This is a genomic window from Halorubellus litoreus (assembly GCF_037081675.1).
In the GTDB taxonomy this organism is placed as follows: domain Archaea; phylum Halobacteriota; class Halobacteria; order Halobacteriales; family Natrialbaceae; genus Halorubellus; species Halorubellus litoreus.
The window spans coordinates 1,363,211-1,388,964 of record NZ_JAZAQL010000002.1 but is presented as its reverse complement, the minus strand read 5'-3'; the positions used below and the strand labels follow the sequence as shown (position 1 = coordinate 1,388,964).

Sequence of the window (25,754 nt, the reverse complement as noted above, 5' to 3'; positions counted from 1 at the left end):
CGACGAGAAATCAGGGGGTCTGGGCGGCTTCACTCCCCGGCGGCTTCGACGTCCGCGCGCCGGTAGGCGTTCCCGTCGGCGTCGTACACGACGTACTCCGCCATCGGCGCCGGGTCCGGGAGCTCGACGTCCCCGAGGCGGCCATAGTGCGCGACCTCGGTCAACGCCTCCCCCGGCGGTTCCTGGTACTCGATGCGCACGAGCGCGTACCCCGTCATCGGGTACATCGATTCGCGCTCCTCGCGCGCCGTCTCGAAGCCGTCCGGGCCGTCGTCCTCGTCCACCGCGTCGCCGGTCGTTGCGCCCTCCTCGTCCCAGCTCGCGTACTCGTCGGTCTCGTCATCGACCATACCCCACCCACGGACGCCCGCCACGAGAACGCACCGGTCTACCCAGTCCCTCCCCGTTCCCGCTTCGATCGCCGTCGCCGCCCCACCCTGGTCGTCGTCGCCGTCCTGGTTCCCATTCCCGTCGCCGTCCCGTGGTCGACGTTCGTCCGACTCCACCCCACAGAACAACAAATAACTGGCCAAAACACTCAGAAAAACTGCTGTATCTGGCTGTCTGATGGGTTTTTAGAAGAATCTGTTCCAGATGTTGTGATAGCCGGTATACTTATGGACTTATGTCCACAAGCAGTAGTCGCGGCGACAGGCCGCGTCGGTATCGTCAGGATGGCATCGCACGCCGTCTCTGTGAGCACGCGCAACTCATGCTAGACGGTCGTGAGTGGCTGCACGACCGTCATCCACGATTCTACACCCGCAAGCCGCCGCTGCGGCGACCCACGTGACCACACCACGAGACTATACCCCACACGACCCGTCCTGTGCAATGCACTGTCTATCCATATAATGCCATTCTAGGAGTTTCAACACTCCCAGGCATACGCTTATATCCGATGTCGTCGACGTTCCAATCGTCATGAGCATCCAACAGACCGCCGCCATCGCAAAGCCCCAGACCCTCCCCGAGGACATCACGTCGCCGCGCGCGAAGCTCGTCTACCTGTACCTCGACGTCACCGAGGCCGGGACCGTCGAGGACCTCCAGCAGTGCCTCGACATGAAGAAGATCGACCTCCTGAGCGTCCTCAACAGCCTCACGAGCGCCGGGCACGTCGCCAACGACGACGGCACGTACGTCGTCGCCGCCTGACGAGGCTCGCCAGACGCCCACTCGACGGCGTCCAGCACGCGTTCGCGGGACGCGAATCTCCACCACCGCCGCGAACGCCGACCACCGCCGCGCACGCGGACCTCTCTCCGCGTGCCCCGACCTCCCTCCTCGGATGCTCTCTCGACCACACCGAGTCACTCGCTCGCACGTCTCACGAGCCGGTCGCTCGCCGGCCCAGCGAGCCGAGCACCGCGGCAGTTCGCTTCGAAGCGCTTAACTGCGCGCTCGGCGGACGTTGCCGTAATAACCATGAGCGACAAGCCGGCGTCGATGTACCGAGAGATCTCGAAGCCGCCGTACACGCGGCGCGAGTACATCACGGGCATCCCTGGGTCGAAGATCGCACAGCACAAGATGGGTGACGCGGGCGCGGAGCCCGAGGACTACCCCGTCCAGATCAGTCTCCGCGTCGACGAGGAACTCCAGATCCGCCACGGCTCGCTTGAGGCGGCGCGCCTCTCGGCGAACCGGCACATGATCAAGACGCAGGGCGAGGGGAACTACAAGATGATCCTGCGGAAGTTCCCGCATCACGTCATCCGGGAGAACAAGCAGGCGACGGGCGCGGGCGCGGACCGCGTCTCCGACGGGATGCGTCAGGCGTTCGGGAAGGTCGTCGGGACGGCGGCGCGCATCCAGAAGGGCGAGCGCCTGTTCACGCTGTACTGCGACGTCGACCAGGCCGACGCCGGCAAGGAAGCGTTCCGTCGCGCGTACAACAAAATCTCGCCGCCGTGTCGCATCGACGTCGAGCGCGGCGAAGAACTCCTCATCTCGTAACGACGCTCTCCGCTTCTCGCGTCGCGACCGTCGCGAACCGGAGAGCGTCGGCTTCTCGCGTCGCACGCGTCCCGAACCGTGAGCGCGAGCGCTCGCCCGCGTCGCTCGCGTTCCCCGCCGGACGCCGGCAGTCGCGTCGTCGACCGCGGGCTTTTGTAGCGCGCCGCCCGAACGAGCGGGCATGCTCCGGCTCGCCGCCGCGAACCGCCAGGAGACGTTCGAGCGCATCCGCGAGCCGCTGCGCGACCGCGGCATCCACGTCGAGCACGTCCCGGTCAGCGAACGCACCGTCGACCTCACCGGCGACGGTAGCATCTCGGGCGTCGACGTCGCGCTCGAGGAGTTCGACGCCGGGTTCGTCTACCCGGGTCGCATGATGGAGGGCGCGGTCGCGGACGCGCTGCTCGGGGTGCCGTGGGTGAACGGCCGCGACGCCGTGCTCGCGTCGCGGAACAAAGCCGGCGTGCTCGCGACGCTCGCCCGCGAAGACGTCCCCGTGCCCGAGACGACGCTGGTGTCGAACCCCGTGGACGAGGCCGACCTCGTGGCGGCGTACGAGCGCTTCGAGCCGCCCGTCGTCCTCAAGCCGAACTCGACGACGCGCGGCATCGGCGTCGCGAAGGTCGGCGACGCGGACTCGTTCCTCGGCGTCACCGACTACCTCGACCTCGTCCACGACTACCGCGCGACCGGCGACAAGGCGTTCCTCGTCCAGGAGTACCTCGCGGACGCGACGGACTATCGCGTGATGGTCGTCGACGGCGAGTACGTCGGCGCCGTCGAGCGGTCGCTCCCCGACCGCGAGCGCGCTCGCGGCCGCTGGAAGCACAACGTCCACCGCGGTGCCGAAGCGACCGGCGTCGACCTCGACCCCGAGTACCGCCGGCTCGCCGAACGCGTCGCCGACGTCCTCGGCATCGATTTCCTCGGCGTCGACCTCCTCGTCACGCCCGAGCGCGCGGTCGTCAACGAGACGAACGCTCGCCCGACCGTCGACGCCGCCACCAAGTACGAGGACGGCTTCTACGACCGACTCGCCGCGCTCGTCGAACGCACCGCTCGCGGCGAGTCGGACTGAACGGAGTCGAACGCACCGCTCGCGGCGAGTACGAGTGAGAACGGGTTCTCACGAGCGCGAACGCGGCGCGTCTCGAGTCGGGGGCGCGAAAGAAACCGGCGTAGCAGGTGGTTACTGGAGGTCGATTCCCGCGGAGGAGTCCGCGTGGTCGAAGACGACCTCGAGGACGCCGTTGTTGTACGTCGCGGTCGCGGAGTGCTCGTCGACGCGCACCGGGAGCGACACGCGTTCGTCGTACTGTCGGTGCTCGGTGTGCGCGCTGATGGTGAGCGTCTCACCGTCGCACTCGAGTTTGATGTCGTCCTTCTCCACCCCGGGAAGGTCGCCGACGACCCGGATCTCGTCGTCGGTCTCGTGGACGTCGACGTGCGTGTCGGCACCGAATCCGGCGTCCCCACCGTCGAAGTGCACGTCCGAGCCGTCCCCCATCATGTCGTTCATCATCCGCTCTATCTCTTTGAAGAAGTCGTCGAACGGCTCGTCGTTGTCGTCACGCCGCATGCCTCCCAGTAACGTTAGCGTACTCAAAAGCCTTCTGTCCGCGGGAATCCGTGTCATGGTTCCCGACGTATCGAGGTGACTGCTGGTGAAGGGCGCGTGGCGTGGCCGGGCCGTCGCGCACGTCAAGAGTGGGTTGATGACGGCCACGGTCGCGTCAGGGGTAGGTTGATGACGGCCGCGCTCGCGGTTGTGGCATGGACGACCCGTTCGACGCGATGTCGTACGTGCTGCGGTCCCGGAACCGCCTCGGTATCCTCGAGGCGGTCGCGGACCGGCCGTGCGAGCGGTCGGCGCTCGTGGCGGCGACCGGGAGTTCGCGCGTGACGGTCGGTCGCATCCTCCGGGAGCTCGAGGAGCGAGCGTGGGTGACGACCGACGGCCGCGAGTACGTCGCGACCGTCGAGGGGCGAGCGCTCGCGAACGCCATCCGGGCGGCGCTCGACGAACTCGAGGGCGTCGGGCGCGTCGCGCCGCTGCTCCCCGAGTTCCCGCTGGAGGACGTCGTCCTTCCGCGGGGTGCGCTCACGGCCGCGTCCGTGACGACACCGAACGCCGCGCAACCGCTGCTGCCGACGCAACGACTGACGGAACTCGGGACGAACGCGGACGTGGCTCGCATGTACGCGGTCGGCATCACGGTCGAGGCGACCGAAGCGCACCTCGACCTGGTGCGGGACGCCAATCAGAACCTCGAACTGTTCGTCACGGAGGGCGCACTTGCAGTGGCCAAGGAGACGCCGGCGGTCCGCGAACCGCTCGCGGCGCTCGTGCGGACGGACGCGGTCGTCGCGGTCTGCGACCCGGACCCGACGTTCCCGTTCGTCGCGCGGTTCGACGACCACGCGGTGCTCGCGGCGACGACCGACAACGGGACGATCGCTGGCATCGTCGAGTGGGAGAGCGACGAGATGCGGGCGTGGGTCGACGACCGACTCGACGACCACCTCGCGGCGAGCGAGCCGCTGACGCCAGCGGACTTCTCTTCCTGACGGCGTCGTGCCGCGGCTCGCGGGGTGCGTTCTGTGGGGTTCGTTCACGGCGTGAACGAGCGGTCACGTCGTGACGCCGTGACCATCAGGTAAGGTCTTGACGTCGATGCTCGTGGGTGTTGTATGTATCCGGTGGGAAGTCGTAACCAAAGGGCACGGACCTGGGTTACACTCGCTGTGGTTGTTGCGGTGGTCGCGAGCACGGTCGTCGTCGGACTCGCGCCGGCGACGACGGCGGGCGCGGCGTCGTCGACGATCGTCGTCGCCGCCGACGGCTCGGGCGACTACGAGAACTTCTGGTTCGCCGTCGACAACGCGTCCGCTGGCGATACGGTCGAGGTCGAGAGCGGGACGTACGACGCTGGCGGCGGAACCGACCTGAACGTCCTCGACAAGCCGTTGACGATTCGCGGCGACCCGGACCCGAACGCGGTCGGCGCTGGTGCGAACGCGCCCGTCATCGGTGACTACGACTACGGGCCCGCGCTGGTCCTCACCGCGAACGCTTCCGGGACGACCATCGAGGGCGTCGTCTTCGAACCGCGGTTCGCGTACGGCGGCGTCGAGCTGTCGCTCGCCGCGGACGAGACGCTCTCGGGCGTCACGATACGGGACAGCGAGTTCCGCGGTATCGACCGGAACAGCGTGGTCGGTATCGACGGGACCGAGATCGACGGGAACCTCGACTCGTTCGTCGTCGAGCGCGTGCGGTTCGTCGGGTCGGGGGCCGACGGCGACCGGGCCGGCGTTCACGTCGTCGACGACGACGACGACAGCTCGACGGCGACCGGGACGACGTACGCGAACGTCGCGTTCCTCGACAACGAGTTCGAGGACGTCGGGACCGCGGTCGAGATCCAGCACGGGACCGACGAGGGCGGGATGGCGGACGTCGTGTTCCGCGGGAACGTCGTCGCGGGAGAGCCGGACTCGATGGATTACGGGTTCGTGCTCGACACGTACGCGCGGAACGCGAGCATCTCGGGGCTCACCGTCGCGGACAACGACGTGAACGTCTCGTACAACCCGTTCGACGTGTCGACGCGCGACGAGGGCCACGACGTCACGGACGTGCTCGTGACCGGGAACGACTTCGAGACGCGCAACGAGCAGGCGATACTGTCGGTCGCCGGGGAGCCGGCGACGCCGGGGACGATGGCGCGCGTCGCCGTCGAGAACAACACGTTCACGTCCAGCGGCGACGTCCGGAACGTCCTCCTGGTGACCGCGAACGACGGCGTCGCGGTGTCGGACCTCGTCATCTGCGACAACACCATCAACTCGACGGGCCAGGCTGACGCGCTGAGCGTCGCGTTCTCGGAGGCGTCCGGCGTGGACATCAGCGGGAACGACATGAACGGCCCCGATAGCGGGTCGAGCGGTCTCGCGGTGTTCGTCGATGCGCCCGACCAGTACACGGGTCTCGTCGTCGAGGACGTCAGTATCGACGGGAACGACGTCGAGACGGGCGGGGAGGGAATCACGTTCCACACGCAGACGGAGGCGGGCGTCCTCCGGAACGCCTCGATCTCGGGGAACGTCGTCACGGGCTACAACCAGGTCGGGATCTCGCTCGACGGGCCGATGGCGAACGGGACGTTCCAGGACGTCGCTATCGACCGGAACCGCGTGACGGTTCCGACGTCGAACAGCGCGGGCCTTCGCCTCTCGGGGTCGGGTGAGGCGGAGACGCGGTACTTCCCGGCGAAGCCGTTCACGTTCGCGAACGTCTCGGTGACGCGCAACGACGTGCAGGCGGCGGAGCAGGCGTTCTCGTTCACGGGGCGGATGGCGCGGTCGACGGACGCGGTCCGCGTGGACGGGAACCGGTTCGCGATGACGGCGACCGGCACCGACCTCGCGGGTGACGCCAACGGGATGACGGTGGAGCTGTTCGGGACGGATGCGGTCGACGACTTCGACCTGAACGTGACGAACAACACGGTTACGGGCGCGCCGACGTACGGCGCGTCGGTGGCGGCGACCGTGGGGCAGACGACGCGGTCGAGCGCGACGGTTCGGTTCGTCGGGAATCACCTGAACGACAGCGGGGTCGCGGCGCTGTACCTGGCGCGCCCGGACTCGCAGTACCGGACGCAGGCGGGGAACGTCACGGTGACGGGGAACAACGTGACGAACAACGCGGTCGCGTTCTACAGCGACGCGTGGGGGACGCTCGCGACGTCGGGGAACTACCTCGCGGGGAACGTGGTGACGGCTGACGGACAGGGCGCGGTCGGCACGGACCCGGCGTCGGGTTCGAACGCGCTCGACGTCTACGACCCGGCGACGGACGGCCCGGACGGCGTCGAGGTGTCGTGTCCGACGGTGACGTCGGGTGCGGACGAGTCGTTCCTCGAGACCGACGACACGCCACCTGTCGCGGTGTTCGACCGGTCGCCGGCGACGGTCGCGGTCGGCGAGGACGTGTCGGTGAACGCGAGCGCGTCGACCGACGACGTCGGTATCGCCGGCTACGTCTGGACGTTCGGTGACGGGACGACGACGTCCGGCGAGAACGCGACGCACCAGTACGCTGCCGCTGGCGACTACACGATAACGCTCTCCGTGACGGACGAGGCCGGGAACGTGAACTCGACGACGCGGTCGGTCACGGTGGAAGCAGCGACGACGACGACGACTCCGCCGCCGACGACGACGACTCCGCCGACGACGACGACTCCGCCGACGACGACGACTCCGCCGACGACGACGAGCCCGCCGCCGACGACGACGAGCCCGCCGCCGACGACGACGAGCCCGCCGACGACGACGACGACGTCGAGCCCGCCGCCGAAGACGAGTCCACCGCCGACGGAGCAACCAACCGAGCGCCCGACGACGGAGCGCCCGACGACGGAGCGCCCGACGACGACGGAGCCGACCACGACCGCGGCCCCGCCGACTGCGACGGCCACCGCGGCGCCGACGACCACCGACGCGGCGACGACGACCGCGCCGCCGACCGCGACCGGTACCGACGACGCGACGAGCGCGCCGACGACCGCGGCGTCCGCGGCACCGACCACGAACGCCTCCGCCGGGACGACCACCGAGACGCCCGACGAGGGCAGCCCCGGGTTCGGCGTCGCCGTCGCCGTCCTGGCGGTCCTCGCGACGCTCGCGGTCGGCGTCAGGCGTCGCTGACGGTCGACGAACCGGCGCGGCGACTGACCGACCGCGTTTCGCTCTGCGCGGCGACTCGATTCTATCTGCGAGCGACGAACGGATAGCCGACGCTCGCGGTCGGCGTCCGGAGAAGCGAGCGATGCCTGCGGGAACGCGGTGGGTGTCGGGCGCGTCGCGCCGCCTACAGGCCCATGCCCATCGCGTCGTTCGTCGTCTCGATGCTCGCGGTCTGGTCGTCGGTGCCGAGGACGGCGCGGATGGCGTCGACGTTCTCCGGGACGACGTCGGACTCCTGGTGGATGGCCTGGAAGAGGTAGAGGTCGTCGTCCTCCATCGTGACGGACTCGCCCCAGATGCAGTTCTCCCAGACGTCCGCGCGCGGTCGACCGCGGTCCATCGCGTACTCCTTGATAGCGCCGGCGCCGTCGAGGTCGAGGTGCTCGGGGATGACGAACGTCCGCGATTCGCCCTCCAGCAGTTCGCGGACGGCGTCCGCGCTCGGGCGGTCCGCGAGGGTGACGTTGATCGAGTGCATGTGCATGAGGGTCGCAGGGACCTTCAGGCCGAGCGTGTCGATGTCGAGGTCCGGGAAGATCGTCTCGACGTCCGGGCCGTGGTGGCTCGGGAGGCCGACCGGGTTCGGGAGGATGTCGTTGATGGGGCCGCGCCCGGTCTGGGCGGGGTCGCCGCCGCGGCGGACGAGCGTCGCGCGCACCTTCTCGACGCCGTAGGCCTCTTCGAGGGGCTTGATGAGGCGACTGAGGCCGGTGGTGTTACAGGAGACGACGCGGACGACGTCCAGTCCTTCGACGGTGTCGTAGTTCGAGCGCGCGTTGAAACTGGCGTCCGCGGCGTCGGCGTCCTCGCCGCCCTGGAGGAGCGCGGGCGTGTCGTGCTCGCGGTACATCGCGACGTTGTCCGCGCCGATACCCGACGGGCACGCGTCGACGACGATATCGGCTTCGGCGACGAGTTCGTCGACGGTCCCGGCGAGGTCGATGCCGGCGTCGTCGAACAGCTCGATGCGGTCCTCGATGGCGGCGTACAGCGGGTAGCCCTTGTCGACGGCCGTTTCGGCCTCGAAGTTCGGGCTGGTCTTCGCGACGCCGACGACCTCCATGTCGGGCTGTGCGCGGACGGCGTCCGCGACGCGCTTGCCGATCGTTCCGTACCCGTTGACCGCGACCTGTATCATACGCGAGGCTGCGCCGGCCAGCGTCCTAATAGTTCCGAGTGCGGTCGCGTCGACGCCCGGAGAGCCCCGAAGAAGGACTCGCGAGCGAGTACCTTTCGAGCGTCGGTCGAGTCGCGGGTCGTGGGTGGGTCGCTCCCCGACGCGCCTTAATTACGCAAGGTACATGTTTATTATCTATGCTGTTCTATCAAAATCCAACGTGCTCGCAGCTGCCACCTTCGTCGCCGGACTCGTGCTGTTCGTCGGCGGCGTGAACGCCGTCCGTCCGCCCGCCGACTACAACGAACGGCCGGCGCGGTTGTTCGCCGTCGGCGGCCGACGCTCCGCGCTCAGCTACGTGCAGACCGACGGCGCCATTCTCGGCGTCGTCGGGCTGTTCGCGATGCTCGCGTCCACGCTCGTGTGACCGTGACGGGACCCATCGGGCTCGGCGCGTTCCTCGCCGGGGCCGGCGTCGTCGCGCTCCTCACCGGCGTCGTCCAGTTGCGCTCGCCGACGTTCTGGCTCGCGTTCGCCTGGGGCATCCCGTCCACGCCGGAGCCCGGCTGGCCGGAGTACGCGGTGCGCGTGCTCGGCGGCGCCTTCGTGTGTCTCGGGCTCGCGGCGACCGTCGGCGGTGCGTTCGTCGTCTCCACCGCGCTCTAGCTGGGGATTCGACGGTCGGTCCCGCGGGGTCGCGTCGAGACGACAAGACCTAATCCGGTTCCGGTCGGACTCCTCGCCATGAGCGACCTTTCGGCGCCGGCGCGAACCGCCATCGAGCAGTGCATGGCCGTCAGCGAGGACGAGAGCGTGGTCGTCGTGACCGACGACGAGCGCCGCCCCATCGGCGAGGCGCTGTACGACGCGGCGCTCGACGCGACCGACGACGCGACCATCCTCCAGTACCCGCCGGGCGAGAACCACGGCGAGGAGCCGCCGGAGGCGGTCGCGGCCGCGATGGCGGCGGCGGACGTGTTCCTCGCGCCGACGTCGAAGAGCCTGAGTCACACGCGAGCGCGGTCGGCGGCGACCGACGCCGGCGCGCGCGGCGCGACGCTCCCCGGTATCACCGAGGACGTGTTCACGACCGGACTGGACGCGGACTACGAGCGTATCGCGGCCCACTGCGAGGACGTGCTCGCGCAGGTCGCGGACGCCGACGAGGTCCGGGTGACGACCGAACTCGGGACGGACATCACGTTCGAGGCCGGCGAGCGCGAGTGGCTCGCGGACACCGGGATGGTCCACGAGGACGGCCAGTTCTCGAACCTCCCCGCTGGCGAGGTGTTCGTCGCGCCCGAGACCGCGAACGGCCGGTTCGTCGTCGACGGGACGATGATGCCGTACGAGCGTCTCGACGACGACCAGACGCTCGCGTTCGACGTCGAGGACGGCCAGGTCGTGAACATCGAGGACGACCGCATCGCCGAGCAGTTCGCGGACCTCGCCGCGGACGCCGGCGACGTCGTCTACAACCTCGCGGAGCTCGGTATCGGGACGAACGTCGCCGTCACGGACCTCGTCGGCTCGGTGCTGCTCGACGAGAAGGCCGCCGGAACGGTCCACATCGCCATCGGCGACAACGCCGGTATCGGCGGCGACACCGACGCGCCCATCCACTCCGACGGCGTCATCCAGGACCCGACGGTGTACGCGGACGGCGAGGAAGTGGAACTTCCTCGACCGTAGTCGAGCGGCGAAGCCGCGAGACGGGGAGGTCGTGGACCTCCCGCAGCCGTAGCCGACGCGGCCGACACCGGCGTGAACCGACGCTGCTGTCGTCCGCCCACGTGAATTATCTGTCACTTGCTGCCGCTTTCGCTGCGGTTGGTTAACCAGTTAACCCGTCCGTTGACTGGCACGCCGCGTGGCATGTCTTCGCGTAGCATGAAGCGACGTGCGTTCCTCCGGGCGAGCGCGACCGCGGCGGCCGTCGGGGCCGCCGGGGCGACCGCGAGCGCGGACACGGCGGCGGGTGCGTCGAGCGGCGAGTCCACCGACAGGATTGTATCGAGCGGCGAGTCCACCGACAGGATTGTACCGAGCGGCGAGTACACGGACGAGTACCACGACGGCGTCCACTACACGCGGTACGTCCCCGACGGCGGCGGCGCGGACCGGCCGCTCGTCGTGATGCTCCACGGCTGCAGTCAGGAGCCCGACGAGTTCGCGTACGCGACCGGGATGAACGCACTCGCCGCCGCCGAAGGGTTCTCCGTCGTCTATCCGGATCAGTCGTCGTTCTCGAACTCGTTCGACTGCTGGAACTGGTATTACGACTACAACACCGCCCGCGGGAGCGGGGAGGGCGCGGACATCACGAGCATCGCGCTCCACGAGGTCGACCGGCTCGGCGCGGACGCCTCGCGCGTGTACGTCGCGGGGTTCTCCGCGGGCGCGGCGATGGTCCCGAACCTCCTCGTCGCGTACCCGGACGTGTACGCCGCCGGCGCCGTCCACTCCGGCCTGGAGTACGACGCCGCCGAGACCGCGACGGGCGCGACGTGGTCGATGACGTACGGCGGCCCCGACCCCGAAGCCCAAGCGCTCGACGCGTACGAGGCGATGGTCGGCAACGACGTCGTCGGCCGCACGCCGACCGCGGTCTTCCACGGGACTGACGACTACACGGTCGACCCCGTGAACGGCTATCAGGCCGCGGTGCAGGCCGCGGGGACGAGCGACTACGTGGGCGACGGCGCGGCCGACGGGGACGTCTCCTGGTCGCCCAGCGAGACCGCGACCGGGTCCACGGGCGGGTTCGACTGGCAGCGGGAACGGCACGTCGACGCACAGGGCCGGGTGGCGGTCGAACGCTGGACGGTCGACGGCCTCGGGCACGACTGGAGTGGCGGTGCGAGCGGCGCGACGTACGCCGAACCGGACGCACCCAGTGCGACCGACGCCATCTGGCGGTTCTTCGAGCGCTGGTAGCGGGCCGTGCGCGCTCGCGGTCTGCTCCGCGGCGGCGAAGCCACTCCACGGCGGCGAAACCACTTTGACGTCTCCGCGGATGGATGCGAGTATGCGAGTACTGCTGGGAGTGGCCGGCGGCGAGGAGTCGATGCGCGCGCTCGAGTCGACGGTCGAGCGCGCGGTCGAGGCCGGTGACGACCTCACCATCGCGGTCATCGAGAAGGACGACATGGAGCAGTCCCCCGAGGACGTCGCGGACGAGGCGCGCACGGTCGCCGAGCGTCACGGGCTCGACGTCGACGTGCGATTCCTCGACGGTGACCCGGGCGCGTCGCTCGTCGACACCGCCGAACGCGAGGGGTTCGACGAGCTCGCGATCGGCGGCGGTACCGAGAGCCCGATGGGGAAGATCCGCCTCGGGCCCGTCACCGAGTTCGTGCTCTTGAACGCTACCACGTCCGTTCGACTCGTGCGATGACCGGGAATCGTGCGTACCCCGACGACGCGACGAGCGGGTTCCCGACGCCACCGCGGTCGTTCGCGGACCGCGAGGACCGCGAGATCCGTATCGACGCGATCGACGACGCCCAGATGGACGCGGTCGCGGAGATGTACGTCGCGTTCGACCCCGCGGACCGCGCGCAGGGCATCCCGCCGGCGGGCGAGGACCGCGTGTACGACTGGCTGGACGCCATCTTCGACGAGGGCTTGAACGTCGCGGCGTTCCACGGCGACGACGTCGCCGGGCACGCGACGCTCGTCCCGGACGCAGCGCACGGCGAACCCGGCGAGCACGCGTACGAGCTCGCGATCTTCGTCCTCCAGAAGTACCAGCGCGCCGGTATCGGCCGCGAACTCTTGGAGACGCTGCTCGGGCACGGCGCGAGCGAGGGCGTCGACCGCGTGTGGCTCACGGTCGAACGCTGGAACAGCGCCGCGGTCGCACTCTACCGCGACGTCGGGTTCGAGACCTGTGGGTCCGAGAGCTTCGAACTCGAGATGAGTCTCAGGCTCACGGACTGACCAAGCGTCCGGCGGCCTCCCGGCCGCCGGTTCTGTGGTGTGGTCGCGGACTGACCAAGCGTCCGGCGGCCTCCAGGCCGCCGGTTCTGGGAGTCGACGGTTCTCGCGGTCGCTTACACGGACAGCAGCGGTTGGCTGGCGTAGAGGAGGACGTATTCGGCGGCTTTGGCGAGGACGTCGCCGCCTTCGCCCATGGGTTCGCGGGGGACGACGAGGAAGTCGGCGTCGACCTCGTCGGCGGTGTCGAGGACGACGCTCCCGGGGTGCTGGGTCTTGCGTGTGGTCGAGAAGCCGTACGCGGTGGAGTGCCGGAGTTCGACGTCGTGTTCGGCGGCGATGGGTGCGACGTCGTCCATGAACGACTGGCTGTCGCTGGAGACGTCGTCCGCTTCGACCGCTCCTTCTTCGACGGCGCGCACGACGTCCTGGCCGACGACGTAGACGGCGTACACGCTGGCGTCGTACTCGTCGGCGATGGCGACGGCGTACTCGACGGCGGTCACCGATTCGTCGCTGCCGTCGACGGGAACGAGGACGGTGTCGACCTCGAGCGCCTCGGCTGGCGCGGGCGTACTCATGGCGGGCAGTGCGACGGCGGGCACCAAAAAGGTGCGTGCGTTCGCCTCGTGGTTCCGGGGTTGGGTCGTGGTGCGTCGGGTGGCTTTAAGCCGCGGCCGGTCGTTCCCTCGGGTATGTTCGATTCGGTCGTCGTCGCGACGGACGGCTCCGAGAGCGTGCAGCGCGCGGTCGACGTGTCGCTCGACTTCGCCGAGCGGTTCGACGCGACGGTGCACGCGCTGTACGTCGTGGACGCCTCCGAGGTGGAGTCCTCGCCGGAGTCGGTGCGCGACGAACTACGGAGTGCGCTCGAGGCGGACGGTGAGGCGGCGCTGTCGACGGTCGCGGAGCGCGCGAACGTCGACGTGACGACGGCGGTTCGCGAGGGCCGTCCGGCGGCGGAGATCACGGCGTACGCGCGCGAGGTGGACGCGGACGTGGTCGCCACCGGCACCCGGGGGCGGCACGGCGAGAACCGGTTCCTCATCGGGAGCGTCGCCGAGCGCGTCGTGCGGACGTGCGACCGCCCGGTGTTGACGGTGCGTCAGCTCCAAGAGGAGTAGCGCGATGGCGGTCTCGATGGCGGTGCTCCGCGAGCACGTGCTCGGTCGCGACGCGCGGACGACGGGTGGGTTCGTCGCTGCTGCACTCGCGCTCGCCGTGCTCGTCGTCGGCGTGTTCTTCGCGCCGTCGGTCGACTGGTTCCCTGCGTACGTCGTGTCCCTCGTCGGGGCGGGCGCGGTCGGGTTCTCGCTCGCGGCGGCGAACGCGTACCTGAACCGGGGAATCGCCGCGAGCGTCCTGCTGGCCTGGAGCGGCCTGCTCCCGTTCTGGGTGCCGTACGCGTTCACCGACGCACCTATCGGCCGGGAACCGACCGTCGAGAGCGCGACGTCGACCCTGCTCGTGGGGCCCGCCATCCCCGCGCTCGTCCTCGGTGCGGTCGCGTACGGTGTTGGTATCGGCGTGCACGCGCTCCAGCGGCGGGCAAGCGAGTAGCTGCGCGCCGCTACCACTCGCGAACCGCCGCCTACTTGCCGCGCGCTCGCGTCCTCGGGGTATGGACGAGTCTCTCATCGAGCAGGACGACATGTCGCTCGCGCGGAAGTCGGTACTTCCTGGGACAGGGTTCTTCGTGCCGGACGAGGTCGACGAGGAGCGACGGGAGCGCGAGGCCGCCGAGGCGCTCGCGGGGCAGTCGGTCGCCGTCGTCGCCGACCCGGACGCGGACGGACTGGCGTGCGTCGCGCTGCTGCGCGAGGTCTACGGCGACGCCGGCCTCGTGCCGGCGGGCCCGCACGACCTCGAGGAGGGCATGGAGCTCGTCGCGGAGTACGGCGAACCCGGCTTGGACGTGTTCGTCTGCGACCTCTGCCCGGACAAGTTCGAGTACGTCGACGAGGAACTCTCGGCGCTCGTCGAGACCGCGGGGTCGGTGCGGTGGTTCGACCACCACCAGTGGGACGACGACGTCGCCGCGAAGGTCCGCGACGCCGGTGTGGACCTCGTCGTCGGGAACAGCGACGAGGAGTGCACCGCGGACGTCGCGGTCCGCTCGCTCGAGTACGACTTCGACGAGCAGTACGTCGACCTCGCCGCGGTGACCCGGGACCACGACCTCTGGCTGCGCGAGGACCCGCGGAGCGACGACCTCGCGGACCTCGCGTACTGGCTGGACCCCGAGGAGTACATCGATATCGTCCGCGAGGGCGGCGCGGACCTCCCCGCGGACGCCCAGGAACTCCTCGCGGAGCGTCGCGTGGAGAAGGAGGCGCTCATCGAGAAGGCCGTGGACCGCGGCGAGATACGCGAGGTGAACGGGTGGACGGTCGGCGTGACGTACGGGCGGTGCTCGCAGAACGAGGTCGCCGAAGCGTTCCGCGAGCAGGGCGCGGACGCGAGCGTCGTCGTGAAACCCGCGGGGTCCGCGAGCATCCGCGGCACCGACCGATTCGAGCGCTGCCACGAGGTCGCCGGCCAGGTGAACGGCGGCGGGCACCCGAAGGCGGCGGGCTGCAAGCCCGACATCTACGACGACATGCTCGACTACGCGCACCATTGGACGACGCGCGGCGCCACGGCGAAGCAGGTCATCCTCGACGGCTTCCGGCACCTCGAACGAGAGGACGAGGCCGGAGCGGACGAGGGCGGAGCGGATGACGCCGGAGCGGACGAGGCCGGCGACGACGACGGCGACGACGACGACGCGTCCGCGGCCGCCGAGTGACGCGGAGGTTTACGTCTCGCGTAAACCCCTCGGCGGGGTTCACCCGGTAAGGGGGTCGAGTTCGACCGCGACGTGCTCGCCGACCTCGAACGCGAGGTTCTCGCCGACGAGCTTCACCGCGTAGTCGCCGCGCTGCCCGCAGAACAGCGAGATGCCGTGGACGGGGTCGTCGTTCGCGCGCACCGCGACGGGCCGCCACGCGACGTCGTTCGCGCTCCCGGGGCTCGCGACGGCGTCGCCGACGTGCTCGCCGAGGAGCTCGACGCGGCCGGTCGCGTCCGAATGCACTCCGCCACCGTCGTAGTGCTGGAAGCCGCCGTCGAGCACGACCCGCTCGCCGGCGACGCTGGCGGCGAGCCCGGCGAACGCACCGGGTTCGAGGTGACTGGAGTCGGGCGCGTCCAGGAGCGCGTACGTCTCGCCAGTGTCGACGACCGTGCCGGTGCCGTCCCAGTCGAGCGGGACCGGGTCGACGTCGACGTCCAGGGGGAGGGAGCCGCCGGCGCGCAGGTGGTTCTGGTCGTGCCGGCGGAAGCCGACGTGGAGGTGGTTCGGGACCCAGCGCGCGAAGAACCCCGCGCGCACGAGGTCGCCGAGGTCGTCGCCGCGCTCGACCGTGTCGCCGACCGCGACGCGCGGCTTCACGTGCATGATCCGCGCGACGACGGGCCCGCAGTCGACGACGACGAGGTGATCGTCGGCGGGCGCGTACGGCTTCGGCGGCGCGCGCACCGTCTCGGTCGCGACGACCTCGCCGCTGACGGGACTGGGCGCGGTGCCGTCGAGCGGGTACAGGTCCACCGCGCACCCGGCGTCGTGGGCGGCGTACGGCGAGTTGTACAGCGTGTACCGCCGGTACTGCGCGAGCGCCGCCCGCGGGAGGTGGACGACGCCGCCGTCGTCGTCGACCGACACCCCGCGCTTCTCCGTCGCCGCGTCCTTCGCTTCGTCTGTCCGCATCGGTCGCGGGTTAGGGGCGACGTGCCTAAACCGGCGCGGTCCGACCCCTCTGGTATGGAAGCGAACTCGCCGACGCTCGTCGTCCGCGGCCGACTCGACGACGCGCTCGCGGACGGCGACGCGACCGCGCGACTCCGGGACCGCGTCGCCGACACCGGCCAGCCGGCGGTCCGCGTGTGGGCGCCGGCGCGCATCGTCGCGTTCGGTCGCCGCGACACCCGCAGCGAGGGGTACGACGCCGCCGCGGCCGCGGCGCGCGAGCACGGGTTCGAGCCGGTCGAGCGCTCGGTCGGCGGGCGCGCGGTCGCGTACGACGGCGCGACGACGCTCGCGTTCGCCCGCATCACGCCCGTCGACGGCGTGCGCGGCGGGCTCGACGAGCGCTACGACGCCCTCAGTCGGGACGTCCGCGACGCCCTCTCCGCGCTCGGCGTCGACGCCGTCGACGGCGAACCCCCCGACTCGTTCTGTCCTGGCCAACACTCGCTCCGCGCTGCGGGGAACGGAAAGCTCGCGGGGCTCGCCCAGCGCGTCACGCAGGGCGCCGCCATCACGAGCGGCGTGCTCACCGTCGCGAACCGCGACGAACTCGCCGCCGTCCTCGCTCCCGTCTACCGCGCGCTCGACGTCCCCTTCGACCCCGCGAGCGTCGGCAGCGTCGCGAGCGCCGGCGGCCCGAGCGACCCCGACCGCGTCCGCCGAGCGCTCGAGGACGCGCTCGTCGACGGCAGCGAGCGCGAGGTCGTCTCGGTCGACGCGCTCTGACGCTGGACCGGAGCCTTCAGGGCGCTCGCCGGTGACGCGTCGCGTATGCTCTTCCGGAACGCGACGCTCGCGGACGGCGAGACGGCCGACGTCCGCGTCGAGGACGGCGAGATAACGGCGGTGGGTGACGTCGCCGCGGCGACGGGCGACGAGACGGTGGTGGACGCGTCGGGCAAGCACCTCCTGCCTGGTGCCATCGACGCGCACGTGCACTTCCGACAGCCGGGGTACGGGCACAAGGAGACGTGGGAGACGGGGTCGCGGTCGGCGGTCGCGGGCGGCGTCACGACCGTCGTCGACCAGCCGAACACGAGTCCGCCCACGACGACGGGTGCGGCGTTCGACGAGAAGGCCGCGTTCGCCGACCAGTCGTACGTCGACTGGGGCATCAACGGCGGCGTCACCGCCGACTGGGACCCCGAGTCGCTGCTGGAGCGCGACGTGTTCGCGCTCGGCGAGGTGTTCCTCGCGGACTCGACTGGGAACATGGGTATCGACGCGGACCTGTTCGCGGACGCGGTCGCGAAGGCCGGCGACGCCGACGTGACCGTGACGGTGCACGCCGAGGACGCGACGCTGTTCGACGAGGCCGCGCTCGACGACGCGGGCGACGGCGAGGGGCGCGCGGCGAACGCGGACGCGTGGAGCGCGTACCGGACCGCCGACGCCGAGGCCGCCGCCGTCGAGCGCGCGTGCGACGTCGCCGCGAACGCCGACGCCGCCCTCCACATCGCGCACACCTCGACGCCCGAGGGCGTCGACGCCGCCGCGGCGGCGGGCGCGACCTGCGAGGTCAGCCCGCACCACCTCCTGCTCTCCCGCGCGGACCTCACCGGCGCGGACGCGCCCGACCGCCCCGCGGACCGCCAGCCCGGCGACCCGCTCGGGACCTACGGCCGCATGAACCCGCCGCTCCGGAGCGAAGCCCGCCGCGAGGACGTCTACGAGCGCGTCGCCGACGGCACCGTCGACGTCGTCGCCACCGACCACGCCCCCCACACCATCGAAGAGAAGGAGGCGACCCTCACCGACGCCCCGAGTGGCGTCCCCGGCGTCGAGACCATGCTCCCGCTCCTCCTCGAGGAAGCACGCACGGGCCGCCTCGACCTCGAGCGCGTCCGCGACCTCGTCGCCGGGAATCCCGCCGACGTCTTCGACCTCCCGCGGAAGGGCGCCGTCGCCGAAGGGACGGACGCCGACCTCGTCCTCGTCGACCTCGACGACCCCACGACCATCGACGGCGACGCCCTGCACTCGAAGTGCGGGTGGACGCCGTTCGACGGCTGGCGGGGCGTGTTCCCCGAGCGCGTCTACCTCCGCGGCGACCTCGCGTACGACGCCGCCCGCGACACCGGCGGTCCAGCGGCCGACGACGCGTTCCCAGCGGGCGCTATCGGCGAGAACGTCAGAAGATAACCCGCGACGCGACCGCGCTCAGCCGGCGAGCGCGACGAACTCCACGACCCCCGTCGCGAGCATCGCACCGCCACCGAACCCGCCGATTCGCGCCATCGCGCGCCGCGAATCCGCCTCGGTCCAGTTCGTGTTCGTGTCCAGATGCTCCTGCATGTTCTCGAAGCCACGACCAGCCATCGCCGACCCCGACCACCCCAGCAGGCCGAGGCCGAACGCGAGCGTGCCGAGCGCGAACGCGAACTGCGAGGCCTCGACGACCGCCCACCCGAACGCGACGACGAGCGCGACGAGCAACGCCGCGCCGACGACCGCGCCGACCGCGAACGCCCCGCCGACCAGCCACAGGCGCGGCACCGCGTACGCCAGCACGCGCTCGCCCGCCGCGGCCTCCGCGTCCATCGCGATCAGTCGACCGCGTCCTGCATCCGCGGGTCCAGCGCGTCCCGCATCCCGTCACCGAGGAGGTTGAACCCGAGGACGGTCAACGCGAGGAAGAGCCCGGGGAAGAACGACATCCACCAGCGCCCGGACTGCAGGCCGAACTCCACGCCGTTCGCGAGCATCTTCCCCCACGACGGCGACCCCGGCGGCGCCCCGAACCCGAGGAACGACAGCGCGGCGATGTCGATGATGGCGAGCCCGAAGTTCAGCGTCGACTGGACCGTGATCGGCGCGAGCGTGTTCGGCATGATGTGCCGGAACAGGATGCGCGGGTCCTTCGCACCCAGCGCCTCGGTCGCGTCGATGTACTCGTCCTCCAGGACCTTCAGCGCCGCCCCGCGGACGACGCGCGCGAACCGCGGCGTGTACACGAGCGTCAACGCGATCACCGCCTTCCAGAGCCCAGCGCCGAAGATCGCGACGAGCGCGAGCGCCAGCAGGAGCGACGGGAACGCCAACAGGACGTCCATCGTCCGCATGATGACGTTGTCCGTCACGTCCCCGTAGTACGCCGCGAGGATACCGAGGGTCACGCCCAGGACCGTCGAGATGCCGACCGTGATCGTCCCGAACTTCAGCGCGATCCACGCGCCGTACATCGTCCGCCGGAAGATGTCCCGCGCGGCCTGATCCGACCCGAACAACAGCTCGTTCGCCGCCGCGGGTCCGCCAGCCCACCCGGGCGCCGCCCGGTCCGGGAACGACCCGCCGAGCCGCGAGGACTCGAGCGCGCCGAGGTCGTAGAACACCCTCGCGTAGACCGCTATCAGCAGCATCGAGAGGATGATGCCGATACCGATGAGCGCGAGGCGATTCGAGAGCAAGTCGCTGAGGAACGGCGAACTCAGGATGCGCTGGAGGCGCCCGCGTTCCTCGCGTTCCGCGCCGACGTCTGTGGTTTCGGTACTCATGTTATTGCTGGATTCTGGGGTCGAGGTAGCTGTACGTGATGTCGACGCCGAGGTTCACGAGCGTGAACAACAGCGCGAACGTCAGGACCGCGCCCTGCACGACCGGGTAGTCCGTCGCGTTGATCGCGGAGACGATGAGCGTCCCGATACCGCCGATACCGAACACGGTCTCCGTCAGGACCGCGCCACCCAGGAGCGTCCCGAACTGGATGCCGACGACCGTGATGACGGGAATCATCGCGTTCCGGAACCCGTGCTTCATGACCGTGATCTTCGCGCCCTGGCCTTTCGCGCGAGCGGTCCGCATGTAGTCCTGCCTGATGACCTCGAGCATCGACGACCGCATCATCCGCGAGACGAGCGCCATCGAGTACACGCCGATCGTGATCGCGGGCAGGAACAGGTGCGAGACCGCGGACAGCCACGCGACCGGTCGACCGAGCAGGAGGGTGTCGATGGTGACCATCCCCGTCAACGGCAACTCCATCCCGAGGAGCGTCCAGGAGTTGTCGAGGAAGATGGTCGACCCGATGCGGCCCGCGGCCGGGAAGATACCGAGGTAGCCCGAGAAGAACAGGATGAGGAGCGGCCCCGACCAGTAGATGGGCACGGAGATACCGGCGAGCGCGCCGATGCGCGTCGTGTGGTCGAGCAGCGAGTCCTGCTTGATCGCGGAGAGGATGCCGAGCGGGAGGCCGAGTGCGAGCCCGATGAACTGCCCGTAGAGCGCGAGCTCGATGGTGACGGGGAGGCGAGCGATGAGCACGTCCCGAACCGGGTTCCCCTTCGAGACCTGGTAGGAGTTCCCGAAGTCGAACTGGACGACGTCGACGAGGAATCGCCCGTACTGGACGAGTATCGGGTCGTTCAGCCCGAGGTCCTGGCGGACCTGCCGGACGACCTCCTCGGACGCGCGCTGGCCGGCGATGATGCGTGCCGGATCACCACCCGAGAGATGGAGGATGGCGAACACGAACGTCGACACGCCGAACAGCACCGGCACGAGCAACAGCAGCCGCTTCGCGATGAATCGCTTCGAGACCATTCCTGTGTTGGTTCGTCACACAGACCGTCCCAATAAAACGCTTGCCATCGACACCCGAGAGTCGACGCCATCACCCGATTCTTCCAGCCGCTATCCGCCTCGAAAACACTCCGAACGTTGACTCGAACGACGCAGTTCGAACCGACCGACGCACCGCCGACCGCGACCACGACGATAACGGCCGACGACCGACGCGACGAGCGGCTTACTGGAGTTCGACGAGCTCCAGGTACGGACCGCCGACGGAACTCACCGTGAACGAGTCCGAGACGACCGCCTCGTTGATCGCGCGGATCGTCTTCGCGTGATCCACGAAGATCCACGGCGCCTCGTCGTGCGCGAGCTTGCTCGCCTGCTGGTACTTCTGCTTGCGCGTCGCCTCGTCGTACGTCGACTGACCGTCACGCACCAGCTGCATGTACTCCGTGTTCGCCCAGCCACCGACGTTCAGGGTACTGTAGCCCTCCGTGTCGAAACTCACCCAGTCCTGGCCGTCCGGCACGGCGTCCATGTCGACCTTCGGGTCGAGCAGGACGTACAGGAAGTTGTCCGGGTCCGCGTTGTCGGTGTACCAGCCGAGGAAACACGCGTCGTGGTTCCCCGCGGACGTGTAATCGAGGTACGAGGAGAACGTCGAGAACTGGTTGATGTTCACGCTCAGACCGATCTCCTCGAGGTCGGACTTCACCTGGTTCGCCGTCTGGATCGGGCTCGGGTTGTACCCGCGCGGGTTACTGAACGTCGCGAGCTCGAACTCGATGTCCGTCTGCCCGGCCTCCTCGAGCAGCGACTGCGCCTGCTCCTTGTCCGTCGGGTACGGCTCGACGTTCGGGTTCCGTCCCATGACGCCCTCGGGGAGCGGCTGCCCGGTCTGCACCGCGAAGCCCTGGTAGATGTCGTTCACGATGGCTTCCGTGTTCACCGCGAGACTGATCGCGCGGCGGACGCGGCGGTCGCGGAACGCCTCCTTGCGCGCCATGTTGAACGCCATGTACCCCGTGTTGATGCCGGGCTTGGACTTGATCTGCGCCGTGTCGGCCTCCTCGATGGTCGTCGAGGACTCCGCGCCGAGGTTGTCCGTGATGTGCGAGTCGCCGTTCACGACGTCCTGCGCACGCGAGGAGTTCTGGCCGATCGTCTTGAAGATGACCTCGCCGACGTTCGGGCCGTCGCCGAAGTAGTCGTCGTTCGCCGCCAGGCGAACGCGCTGGTTCGAGTTGTCGAGCTCGTCGAACGAGAACGGCCCCGTCCCGATCGGGTCCGTACCGAGTGCGGTCTGGTCGTCGAGGCTCGTGATCTGGTCCTGCGAGAGGATCGCCGCGGCGAACATCGCGAGGTTCCGGAGGAACGGCGCGTACTTCTGCGTGAGCGTGAACTCGACGGTGTACTCCGAGGACGCGTCGATGCTGTCGACCCAGTTCCCGAACGTGAACCCGGCGTACCCGGAGGCGTTCTCCGTGCCGAGGTAGTACTGGTAGTTCTCGTCCGTGAACCGTCGGATGGTCGCCTTCACGTCCGCGGCGGTGAAGTCGCTACCGTCGTGGAACGTGACGTCCTCCTTCAGTTCGAGCGTCGCGGTGGTCCCGCTGAGAGTCCAGCCGTCGCTCTTCGCGAGCCCGTCGGAGAGCTGGCCGCCGCTCCCCGGCTGGAACTGGATGAGCTGGTCGAAGATCTGGTTCGTGACCTTCGCGACCTCCCCGCTCGTGGTCTGCTGGGGGTCGTAGTTCTCGGGGTGGTCGCCGCGTGCGTACACGAGCGAGCCACCGCCGCTGCCGCCGGTCAGACTCGAGATACAGCCAGCGGTCGCGGTGGTCGTCGCCGCCGCGGTCGCCGCACCGGCTGTCTTCAGGAAGTCACGTCTCTCCATGCCGTTGTCACCATCTGCCATACCCAACGCCACCAAGGCCACCTATATATAGGTTCGTGATGTGTTGTCAGGGGATTCCCCCGCCTGATAGCGAAAGCACGCGTTCTCCGGCCGCGACTCGTATATAAATTTACAACGACCGTAGTTCGTCCTTGGGGCCCGGGTCGTCGCGCTACGTATCGTCCGCGCCGAGCGTCGAGTCCGCTCCCGTCCCCGAGACCGCGTTCGCCGGCTGCTCGTAGAGGTGACACGCCGACGGATGCTCGTCGTCCTGCAGGACGGGATTACGCGTCTCACAGACGCTCTCGAAGTGGTCCGCGAGCGTCGCCGCCGCCCCCTCCCAGTCGTCGCGCGCCAGCTGCTCGAACGCCTCGTCGAGCAACGCACGCGAGCGCCCCTTCACGACGGACGGGTCCTCGAACAGCTCGCGCCACAGCACGTCGACGAACGCGTCCACCGACGACGGCATCTCACCACCGCCGTCGACGGTCGTCCCGCCGTCCGTCGCCGTCGCCTGCGACTTCTCCTTCGCCATATCCCACGCCAACGTCAGGTCGATGGACTCGTCCTCGATACGCTGACGGACGCTCATCACCTCCCGGTAGGCCTCCTGGGGCAGGTCGACGTCGTCCGGCGGGATAATCTGCGGGCACCGCGTCCGGAAGTGACAGCCCGACGGCGGGTCGATGGGGCTCGGCACGTCCCCTTCGAGGATGACGCGATCGTCCGTATCCACGGTCGGGTCGGGGACCGGAATCGACGACAGCAACGCCTGCGTGTACGGATGCTTCGGGTTCGCGAACAGCGACTGCGTGTCCGCGACCTCCACGACCTCGCCGAGGTACATCACCGCGACGCGGTCCGAGACGTGCCGGACCACGCTGAGGTCGTGCGCGATGAACAGGAACGTCAACCCGAACTCCTCCTGGAGGTCCTCCAGGAGGTTCAAGATCTGGGCCTGCACGGACACGTCCAGCGCGGACACGGGCTCGTCGCAGACGATGAAGTCCGGGTCGACCGCGAGCGCTCGCGCGATCCCGACGCGCTGGCGCTGCCCGCCGGACATCTCGTGGGGGTACCGGTCGACCTGGTCGCGCGACAGCCCGACCTCGTCGATGAGCTCCATGACGCGCTCGCGACGCTGCTCGCGTCGACTCTGGCCCTCGGGCGGCCGCTCCTCGGGCAGGTCGTGGATCTTCAGTGGCTCCATGAGGATCTGCCCGACGGTCATCCGCGGGTCCAGGCTCGACAGCGGGTCCTGGAAGATCATCTGCATGTCCCGGCGCTTCGCGCGCAAGTCCTGTCCCGAGAGGTCCGCGAGGTCCTCGCCCGCGAACACGACGCTCCCGTCGGTCGGCTCGAGCAGGCGGAGCACCGTCTCACCGGTCGTCGACTTCCCGCACCCGGACTCGCCGACGAGCCCGAGCGTCTCGCCCTCGCGGATGTCGAAACTCACGCCGTCGACCGCCTTCACGCTCTGTGGTTCCCGCGACAACCACTTGTCGAGGAGGTCGTCCGCTCGCGAGAAGTGCTTCTTCAGGTCCCGGACCTCGACGAGCGGCTCGCCGATCGCGGTCTCGTCGTCCGAACGGATGCCCTCCTGGTCGCTCGCGTACTCGCTCTCGTCGAACTCGTCGAGCACGCACTTCGAGACGTGGTCGACGCCCGCGCCGCCGTGCTGCTTGTAGGGGATCTCCTCGCCGACGCACGCCTCGTGCGCCCACGGACACCGATCCGCGAAGTGACACCCTTCGTCCATGTCGATGAGGTCCGGGACGTTCCCCTCGATGGGCGTCAACCGCTCCTTGTCCTCCTGCGGAATGGACTCCAGGAGCGCGTACGTGTACGGATGCGACGGGTTCGCGAAGATCTCCTCCACGGGGCCCTCCTCGACGACGTTCCCCGCGTACATCACCGCGACGCGGTCGCACGTCTCCGCGACCACGCCGAGGTCGTGCGTGATGAACAGGACGCTCATCCCGCGCTCGTCCTGGAGTTCGTTGATGAGGTCGAGGATCTGCGCCTGGATGGTGACGTCGAGCGCGGTCGTCGGCTCGTCCGCGATCAGGAGCTGGGGCTGGCACGCGAGCGCGATGGCGATGAGGACGCGCTGACGCATCCCCCCGGAGAACTCGTGGGGGTACTCGTCGAGCCTCGCGGTCGGCTCCGGGATGCCGACCTCCTCGAGGATGTCGACGGTGTCCTCGAGGACTTGCTCGTCCATCCCACCGTTCCCACCGAACTGCGGGAGGATCTCGCGGACCGCGTTCCACCACGTGTCCTTCGACCGGTTCCCGTACCGGTGCAGGCGCAGGCTCTCCGCGACCTGCTCGCCGACCGTGACCGCCGGGTTCAGCGACGTCATCGGGTCCTGGAAGATCATGCTCATCTCGCCGCCGCGCACCGACCGCATCGCCGGCTCGGGCGCCTGCGTCAGGTCGACGACGCCGCGGCTCTCGTCGACGAAGTTCGGCGCCTGCTTCGGGTACTCGTTCGCGAACCGTTCGGCGAGGTCGCGGTCCTGGAACTCGACGCTTCCCTCGGCGACGTACCCGGGGTCGTCGACGAGCCCCATCGCCGACAACGCCGTCACGGACTTCCCGGAGCCGGACTCGCCGACGAGTCCGACGGTCTTCCCCTCCGGGATGGTCAGGTCGAAGTCCTCGACCGCGCGAACCGTCCCTCGCTCGGTATCGAACCGGGTGTGCAGGCCGGAGATGGAGAGTAGATCAGTCACTATCCGCACGTGGCACGGCCACCCGTGAAAAGCGTTTCCACACGAACCCCGCGGG

General features: G+C 69.5%; 26 protein-coding genes. 16 read left to right on the top strand and 10 right to left on the bottom strand.

Annotation, left to right across the window (positions count from 1 at the left end; all coding sequences use genetic code 11):
* Positions 1 to 29 precede the first annotated feature (29 nt).
* The gene (locus tag VYJ16_RS14425; RefSeq protein ID WP_336351002.1) at positions 30 to 350 is read right to left on the bottom strand and encodes a hypothetical protein; all 321 of its coding nucleotides are present in this window, start codon (positions 348 to 350) and stop codon (positions 30 to 32) included.
* Positions 351 to 924: 574 nt separating this feature from the next.
* On the opposite strand from VYJ16_RS14425, the gene VYJ16_RS14420 reads away from it, so the two are divergent.
* The 3 genes from VYJ16_RS14420 (at position 925) to VYJ16_RS14410 (ending at position 3,037) form a co-directional block, all read left to right on the top strand.
* Positions 925 to 1,158, top strand: coding sequence for a TrmB family transcriptional regulator (locus VYJ16_RS14420; RefSeq protein ID WP_336351001.1), 234 nt, complete (start codon positions 925 to 927; stop codon positions 1,156 to 1,158).
* Between the two features lie 270 nt (positions 1,159 to 1,428).
* The gene (locus tag VYJ16_RS14415) at positions 1,429 to 1,959 is read left to right on the top strand and encodes a 50S ribosomal protein L16 (protein WP_336351000.1); all 531 of its coding nucleotides are present in this window, start codon (positions 1,429 to 1,431) and stop codon (positions 1,957 to 1,959) included.
* 181 nt (positions 1,960 to 2,140) lie between these two features.
* Complete coding sequence (locus tag VYJ16_RS14410) at positions 2,141 to 3,037, top strand: ATP-grasp domain-containing protein (RefSeq protein ID WP_336350999.1); 897 nt, start codon at positions 2,141 to 2,143, stop codon at positions 3,035 to 3,037.
* A 111-nt stretch (positions 3,038 to 3,148) separates the two neighbouring features.
* On the opposite strand, the gene VYJ16_RS14405 is transcribed toward VYJ16_RS14410, so the two are convergent.
* Positions 3,149 to 3,538, bottom strand: coding sequence for an Hsp20/alpha crystallin family protein (locus VYJ16_RS14405; RefSeq protein WP_336350998.1), 390 nt, complete (start codon positions 3,536 to 3,538; stop codon positions 3,149 to 3,151).
* A 194-nt stretch (positions 3,539 to 3,732) separates the two neighbouring features.
* Here VYJ16_RS14405 and VYJ16_RS14400 point away from each other — a divergent pair, with 194 nt between their 5' ends.
* Both VYJ16_RS14400 and VYJ16_RS14395 read left to right on the top strand, forming a co-directional pair.
* The gene (locus VYJ16_RS14400; protein ID WP_336350997.1) at positions 3,733 to 4,527 is read left to right on the top strand and encodes a helix-turn-helix transcriptional regulator; all 795 of its coding nucleotides are present in this window, start codon (positions 3,733 to 3,735) and stop codon (positions 4,525 to 4,527) included.
* Positions 4,528 to 4,716: 189 nt separating this feature from the next.
* Positions 4,717 to 7,674 carry a PKD domain-containing protein gene (locus tag VYJ16_RS14395; RefSeq protein WP_336350996.1) on the top strand — a complete coding sequence of 986 codons (2,958 nt, stop codon included), beginning with the start codon at positions 4,717 to 4,719 and terminating at the stop codon, positions 7,672 to 7,674.
* 163 nt (positions 7,675 to 7,837) lie between these two features.
* On the opposite strand, the gene VYJ16_RS14390 is transcribed toward VYJ16_RS14395, so the two are convergent.
* The gene (locus VYJ16_RS14390; protein ID WP_336350995.1) at positions 7,838 to 8,851 is read right to left on the bottom strand and encodes a type II glyceraldehyde-3-phosphate dehydrogenase; all 1,014 of its coding nucleotides are present in this window, start codon (positions 8,849 to 8,851) and stop codon (positions 7,838 to 7,840) included.
* A 199-nt stretch (positions 8,852 to 9,050) separates the two neighbouring features.
* Here VYJ16_RS14390 and VYJ16_RS14385 point away from each other — a divergent pair, with 199 nt between their 5' ends.
* The 6 genes from VYJ16_RS14385 to VYJ16_RS14360 all read left to right on the top strand — a co-directional run bounded on the left by VYJ16_RS14385 (position 9,051) and on the right by VYJ16_RS14360 (position 12,772).
* A complete protein-coding gene (locus tag VYJ16_RS14385; RefSeq protein ID WP_336350994.1) occupies positions 9,051 to 9,257 on the top strand; it encodes a hypothetical protein in 207 nt (68 codons plus the stop codon).
* A gap of 2 nt (positions 9,258 to 9,259) precedes the next feature.
* A complete protein-coding gene (locus tag VYJ16_RS14380; protein ID WP_336350993.1) occupies positions 9,260 to 9,496 on the top strand; it encodes a hypothetical protein in 237 nt (78 codons plus the stop codon).
* 78 nt (positions 9,497 to 9,574) lie between these two features.
* Entirely contained in the window at positions 9,575 to 10,522 is a 948-nt protein-coding gene (locus VYJ16_RS14375) for an aminopeptidase (protein ID WP_336350992.1), read from the top strand.
* Between the two features lie 198 nt (positions 10,523 to 10,720).
* The gene (locus VYJ16_RS14370; protein ID WP_336350991.1) at positions 10,721 to 11,767 is read left to right on the top strand and encodes an extracellular catalytic domain type 1 short-chain-length polyhydroxyalkanoate depolymerase; all 1,047 of its coding nucleotides are present in this window, start codon (positions 10,721 to 10,723) and stop codon (positions 11,765 to 11,767) included.
* A 91-nt stretch (positions 11,768 to 11,858) separates the two neighbouring features.
* Positions 11,859 to 12,227, top strand: a complete 369-nt coding sequence (locus tag VYJ16_RS14365) for a universal stress protein (protein ID WP_336350990.1) — start codon at positions 11,859 to 11,861, stop codon at positions 12,225 to 12,227.
* Positions 12,224 to 12,772: a GNAT family N-acetyltransferase gene (locus VYJ16_RS14360; RefSeq protein WP_336350989.1), complete on the top strand. Its 549-nt coding sequence runs from the start codon at positions 12,224 to 12,226 to the stop codon at positions 12,770 to 12,772. The genes VYJ16_RS14365 and VYJ16_RS14360 overlap by 4 nt, the downstream gene beginning before the upstream one ends.
* Before the next feature lie 113 nt (positions 12,773 to 12,885).
* Here the strand turns inward: VYJ16_RS14360 and VYJ16_RS14355 are convergent, their stop codons facing one another.
* Complete coding sequence (locus VYJ16_RS14355; RefSeq protein WP_336350988.1) at positions 12,886 to 13,350, bottom strand: universal stress protein; 465 nt, start codon at positions 13,348 to 13,350, stop codon at positions 12,886 to 12,888.
* A 114-nt stretch (positions 13,351 to 13,464) separates the two neighbouring features.
* Here VYJ16_RS14355 and VYJ16_RS14350 point away from each other — a divergent pair, with 114 nt between their 5' ends.
* The 3 genes from VYJ16_RS14350 (at position 13,465) to VYJ16_RS14340 (ending at position 15,557) form a co-directional block, all read left to right on the top strand.
* On the top strand, positions 13,465 to 13,893 hold the full coding sequence (locus VYJ16_RS14350; RefSeq protein WP_336350987.1) for a universal stress protein: 429 nt from the start codon (positions 13,465 to 13,467) through the stop codon (positions 13,891 to 13,893).
* Between the two features lie 4 nt (positions 13,894 to 13,897).
* Positions 13,898 to 14,329, top strand: a complete 432-nt coding sequence (locus VYJ16_RS14345; RefSeq protein ID WP_336350986.1) for a hypothetical protein — start codon at positions 13,898 to 13,900, stop codon at positions 14,327 to 14,329.
* A 61-nt stretch (positions 14,330 to 14,390) separates the two neighbouring features.
* Positions 14,391 to 15,557: a DHH family phosphoesterase gene (locus VYJ16_RS14340; RefSeq protein WP_336350985.1), complete on the top strand. Its 1,167-nt coding sequence runs from the start codon at positions 14,391 to 14,393 to the stop codon at positions 15,555 to 15,557.
* Between the two features lie 39 nt (positions 15,558 to 15,596).
* On the opposite strand, the gene VYJ16_RS14335 is transcribed toward VYJ16_RS14340, so the two are convergent.
* Positions 15,597 to 16,517, bottom strand: a complete 921-nt coding sequence (locus VYJ16_RS14335) for a DUF8155 domain-containing protein (RefSeq protein WP_336350984.1) — start codon at positions 16,515 to 16,517, stop codon at positions 15,597 to 15,599.
* Between the two features lie 54 nt (positions 16,518 to 16,571).
* Between VYJ16_RS14335 and VYJ16_RS14330 the strand changes: the two genes are divergently transcribed.
* Together VYJ16_RS14330 and VYJ16_RS14325 are read left to right on the top strand one after the other, a co-directional pair.
* Positions 16,572 to 17,282, top strand: a complete 711-nt coding sequence (locus VYJ16_RS14330) for a lipoate--protein ligase family protein (RefSeq protein ID WP_336350983.1) — start codon at positions 16,572 to 16,574, stop codon at positions 17,280 to 17,282.
* A 45-nt stretch (positions 17,283 to 17,327) separates the two neighbouring features.
* Complete coding sequence (locus VYJ16_RS14325) at positions 17,328 to 18,698, top strand: dihydroorotase (RefSeq protein WP_336350982.1); 1,371 nt, start codon at positions 17,328 to 17,330, stop codon at positions 18,696 to 18,698.
* 18 nt (positions 18,699 to 18,716) lie between these two features.
* On the opposite strand, the gene VYJ16_RS14320 is transcribed toward VYJ16_RS14325, so the two are convergent.
* The 5 genes from VYJ16_RS14320 to VYJ16_RS14300 all read right to left on the bottom strand — a co-directional run bounded on the left by VYJ16_RS14320 (position 18,717) and on the right by VYJ16_RS14300 (position 25,699).
* Entirely contained in the window at positions 18,717 to 19,097 is a 381-nt protein-coding gene (locus VYJ16_RS14320) for a DUF7268 family protein (protein ID WP_336350981.1), read from the bottom strand.
* Between the two features lie 5 nt (positions 19,098 to 19,102).
* Positions 19,103 to 20,050, bottom strand: a complete 948-nt coding sequence (locus VYJ16_RS14315; RefSeq protein ID WP_336350980.1) for an ABC transporter permease — start codon at positions 20,048 to 20,050, stop codon at positions 19,103 to 19,105.
* 1 nt (position 20,051) lies between these two features.
* Positions 20,052 to 21,095, bottom strand: coding sequence for an ABC transporter permease (locus VYJ16_RS14310; RefSeq protein ID WP_336350979.1), 1,044 nt, complete (start codon positions 21,093 to 21,095; stop codon positions 20,052 to 20,054).
* Positions 21,096 to 21,300: 205 nt separating this feature from the next.
* Positions 21,301 to 22,983, bottom strand: coding sequence for an ABC transporter substrate-binding protein (locus tag VYJ16_RS14305; protein ID WP_336350978.1), 1,683 nt, complete (start codon positions 22,981 to 22,983; stop codon positions 21,301 to 21,303).
* 151 nt (positions 22,984 to 23,134) lie between these two features.
* Positions 23,135 to 25,699, bottom strand: a complete 2,565-nt coding sequence (locus VYJ16_RS14300; protein WP_336350977.1) for an ABC transporter ATP-binding protein — start codon at positions 25,697 to 25,699, stop codon at positions 23,135 to 23,137.
* Positions 25,700 to 25,754 lie beyond the last annotated feature (55 nt).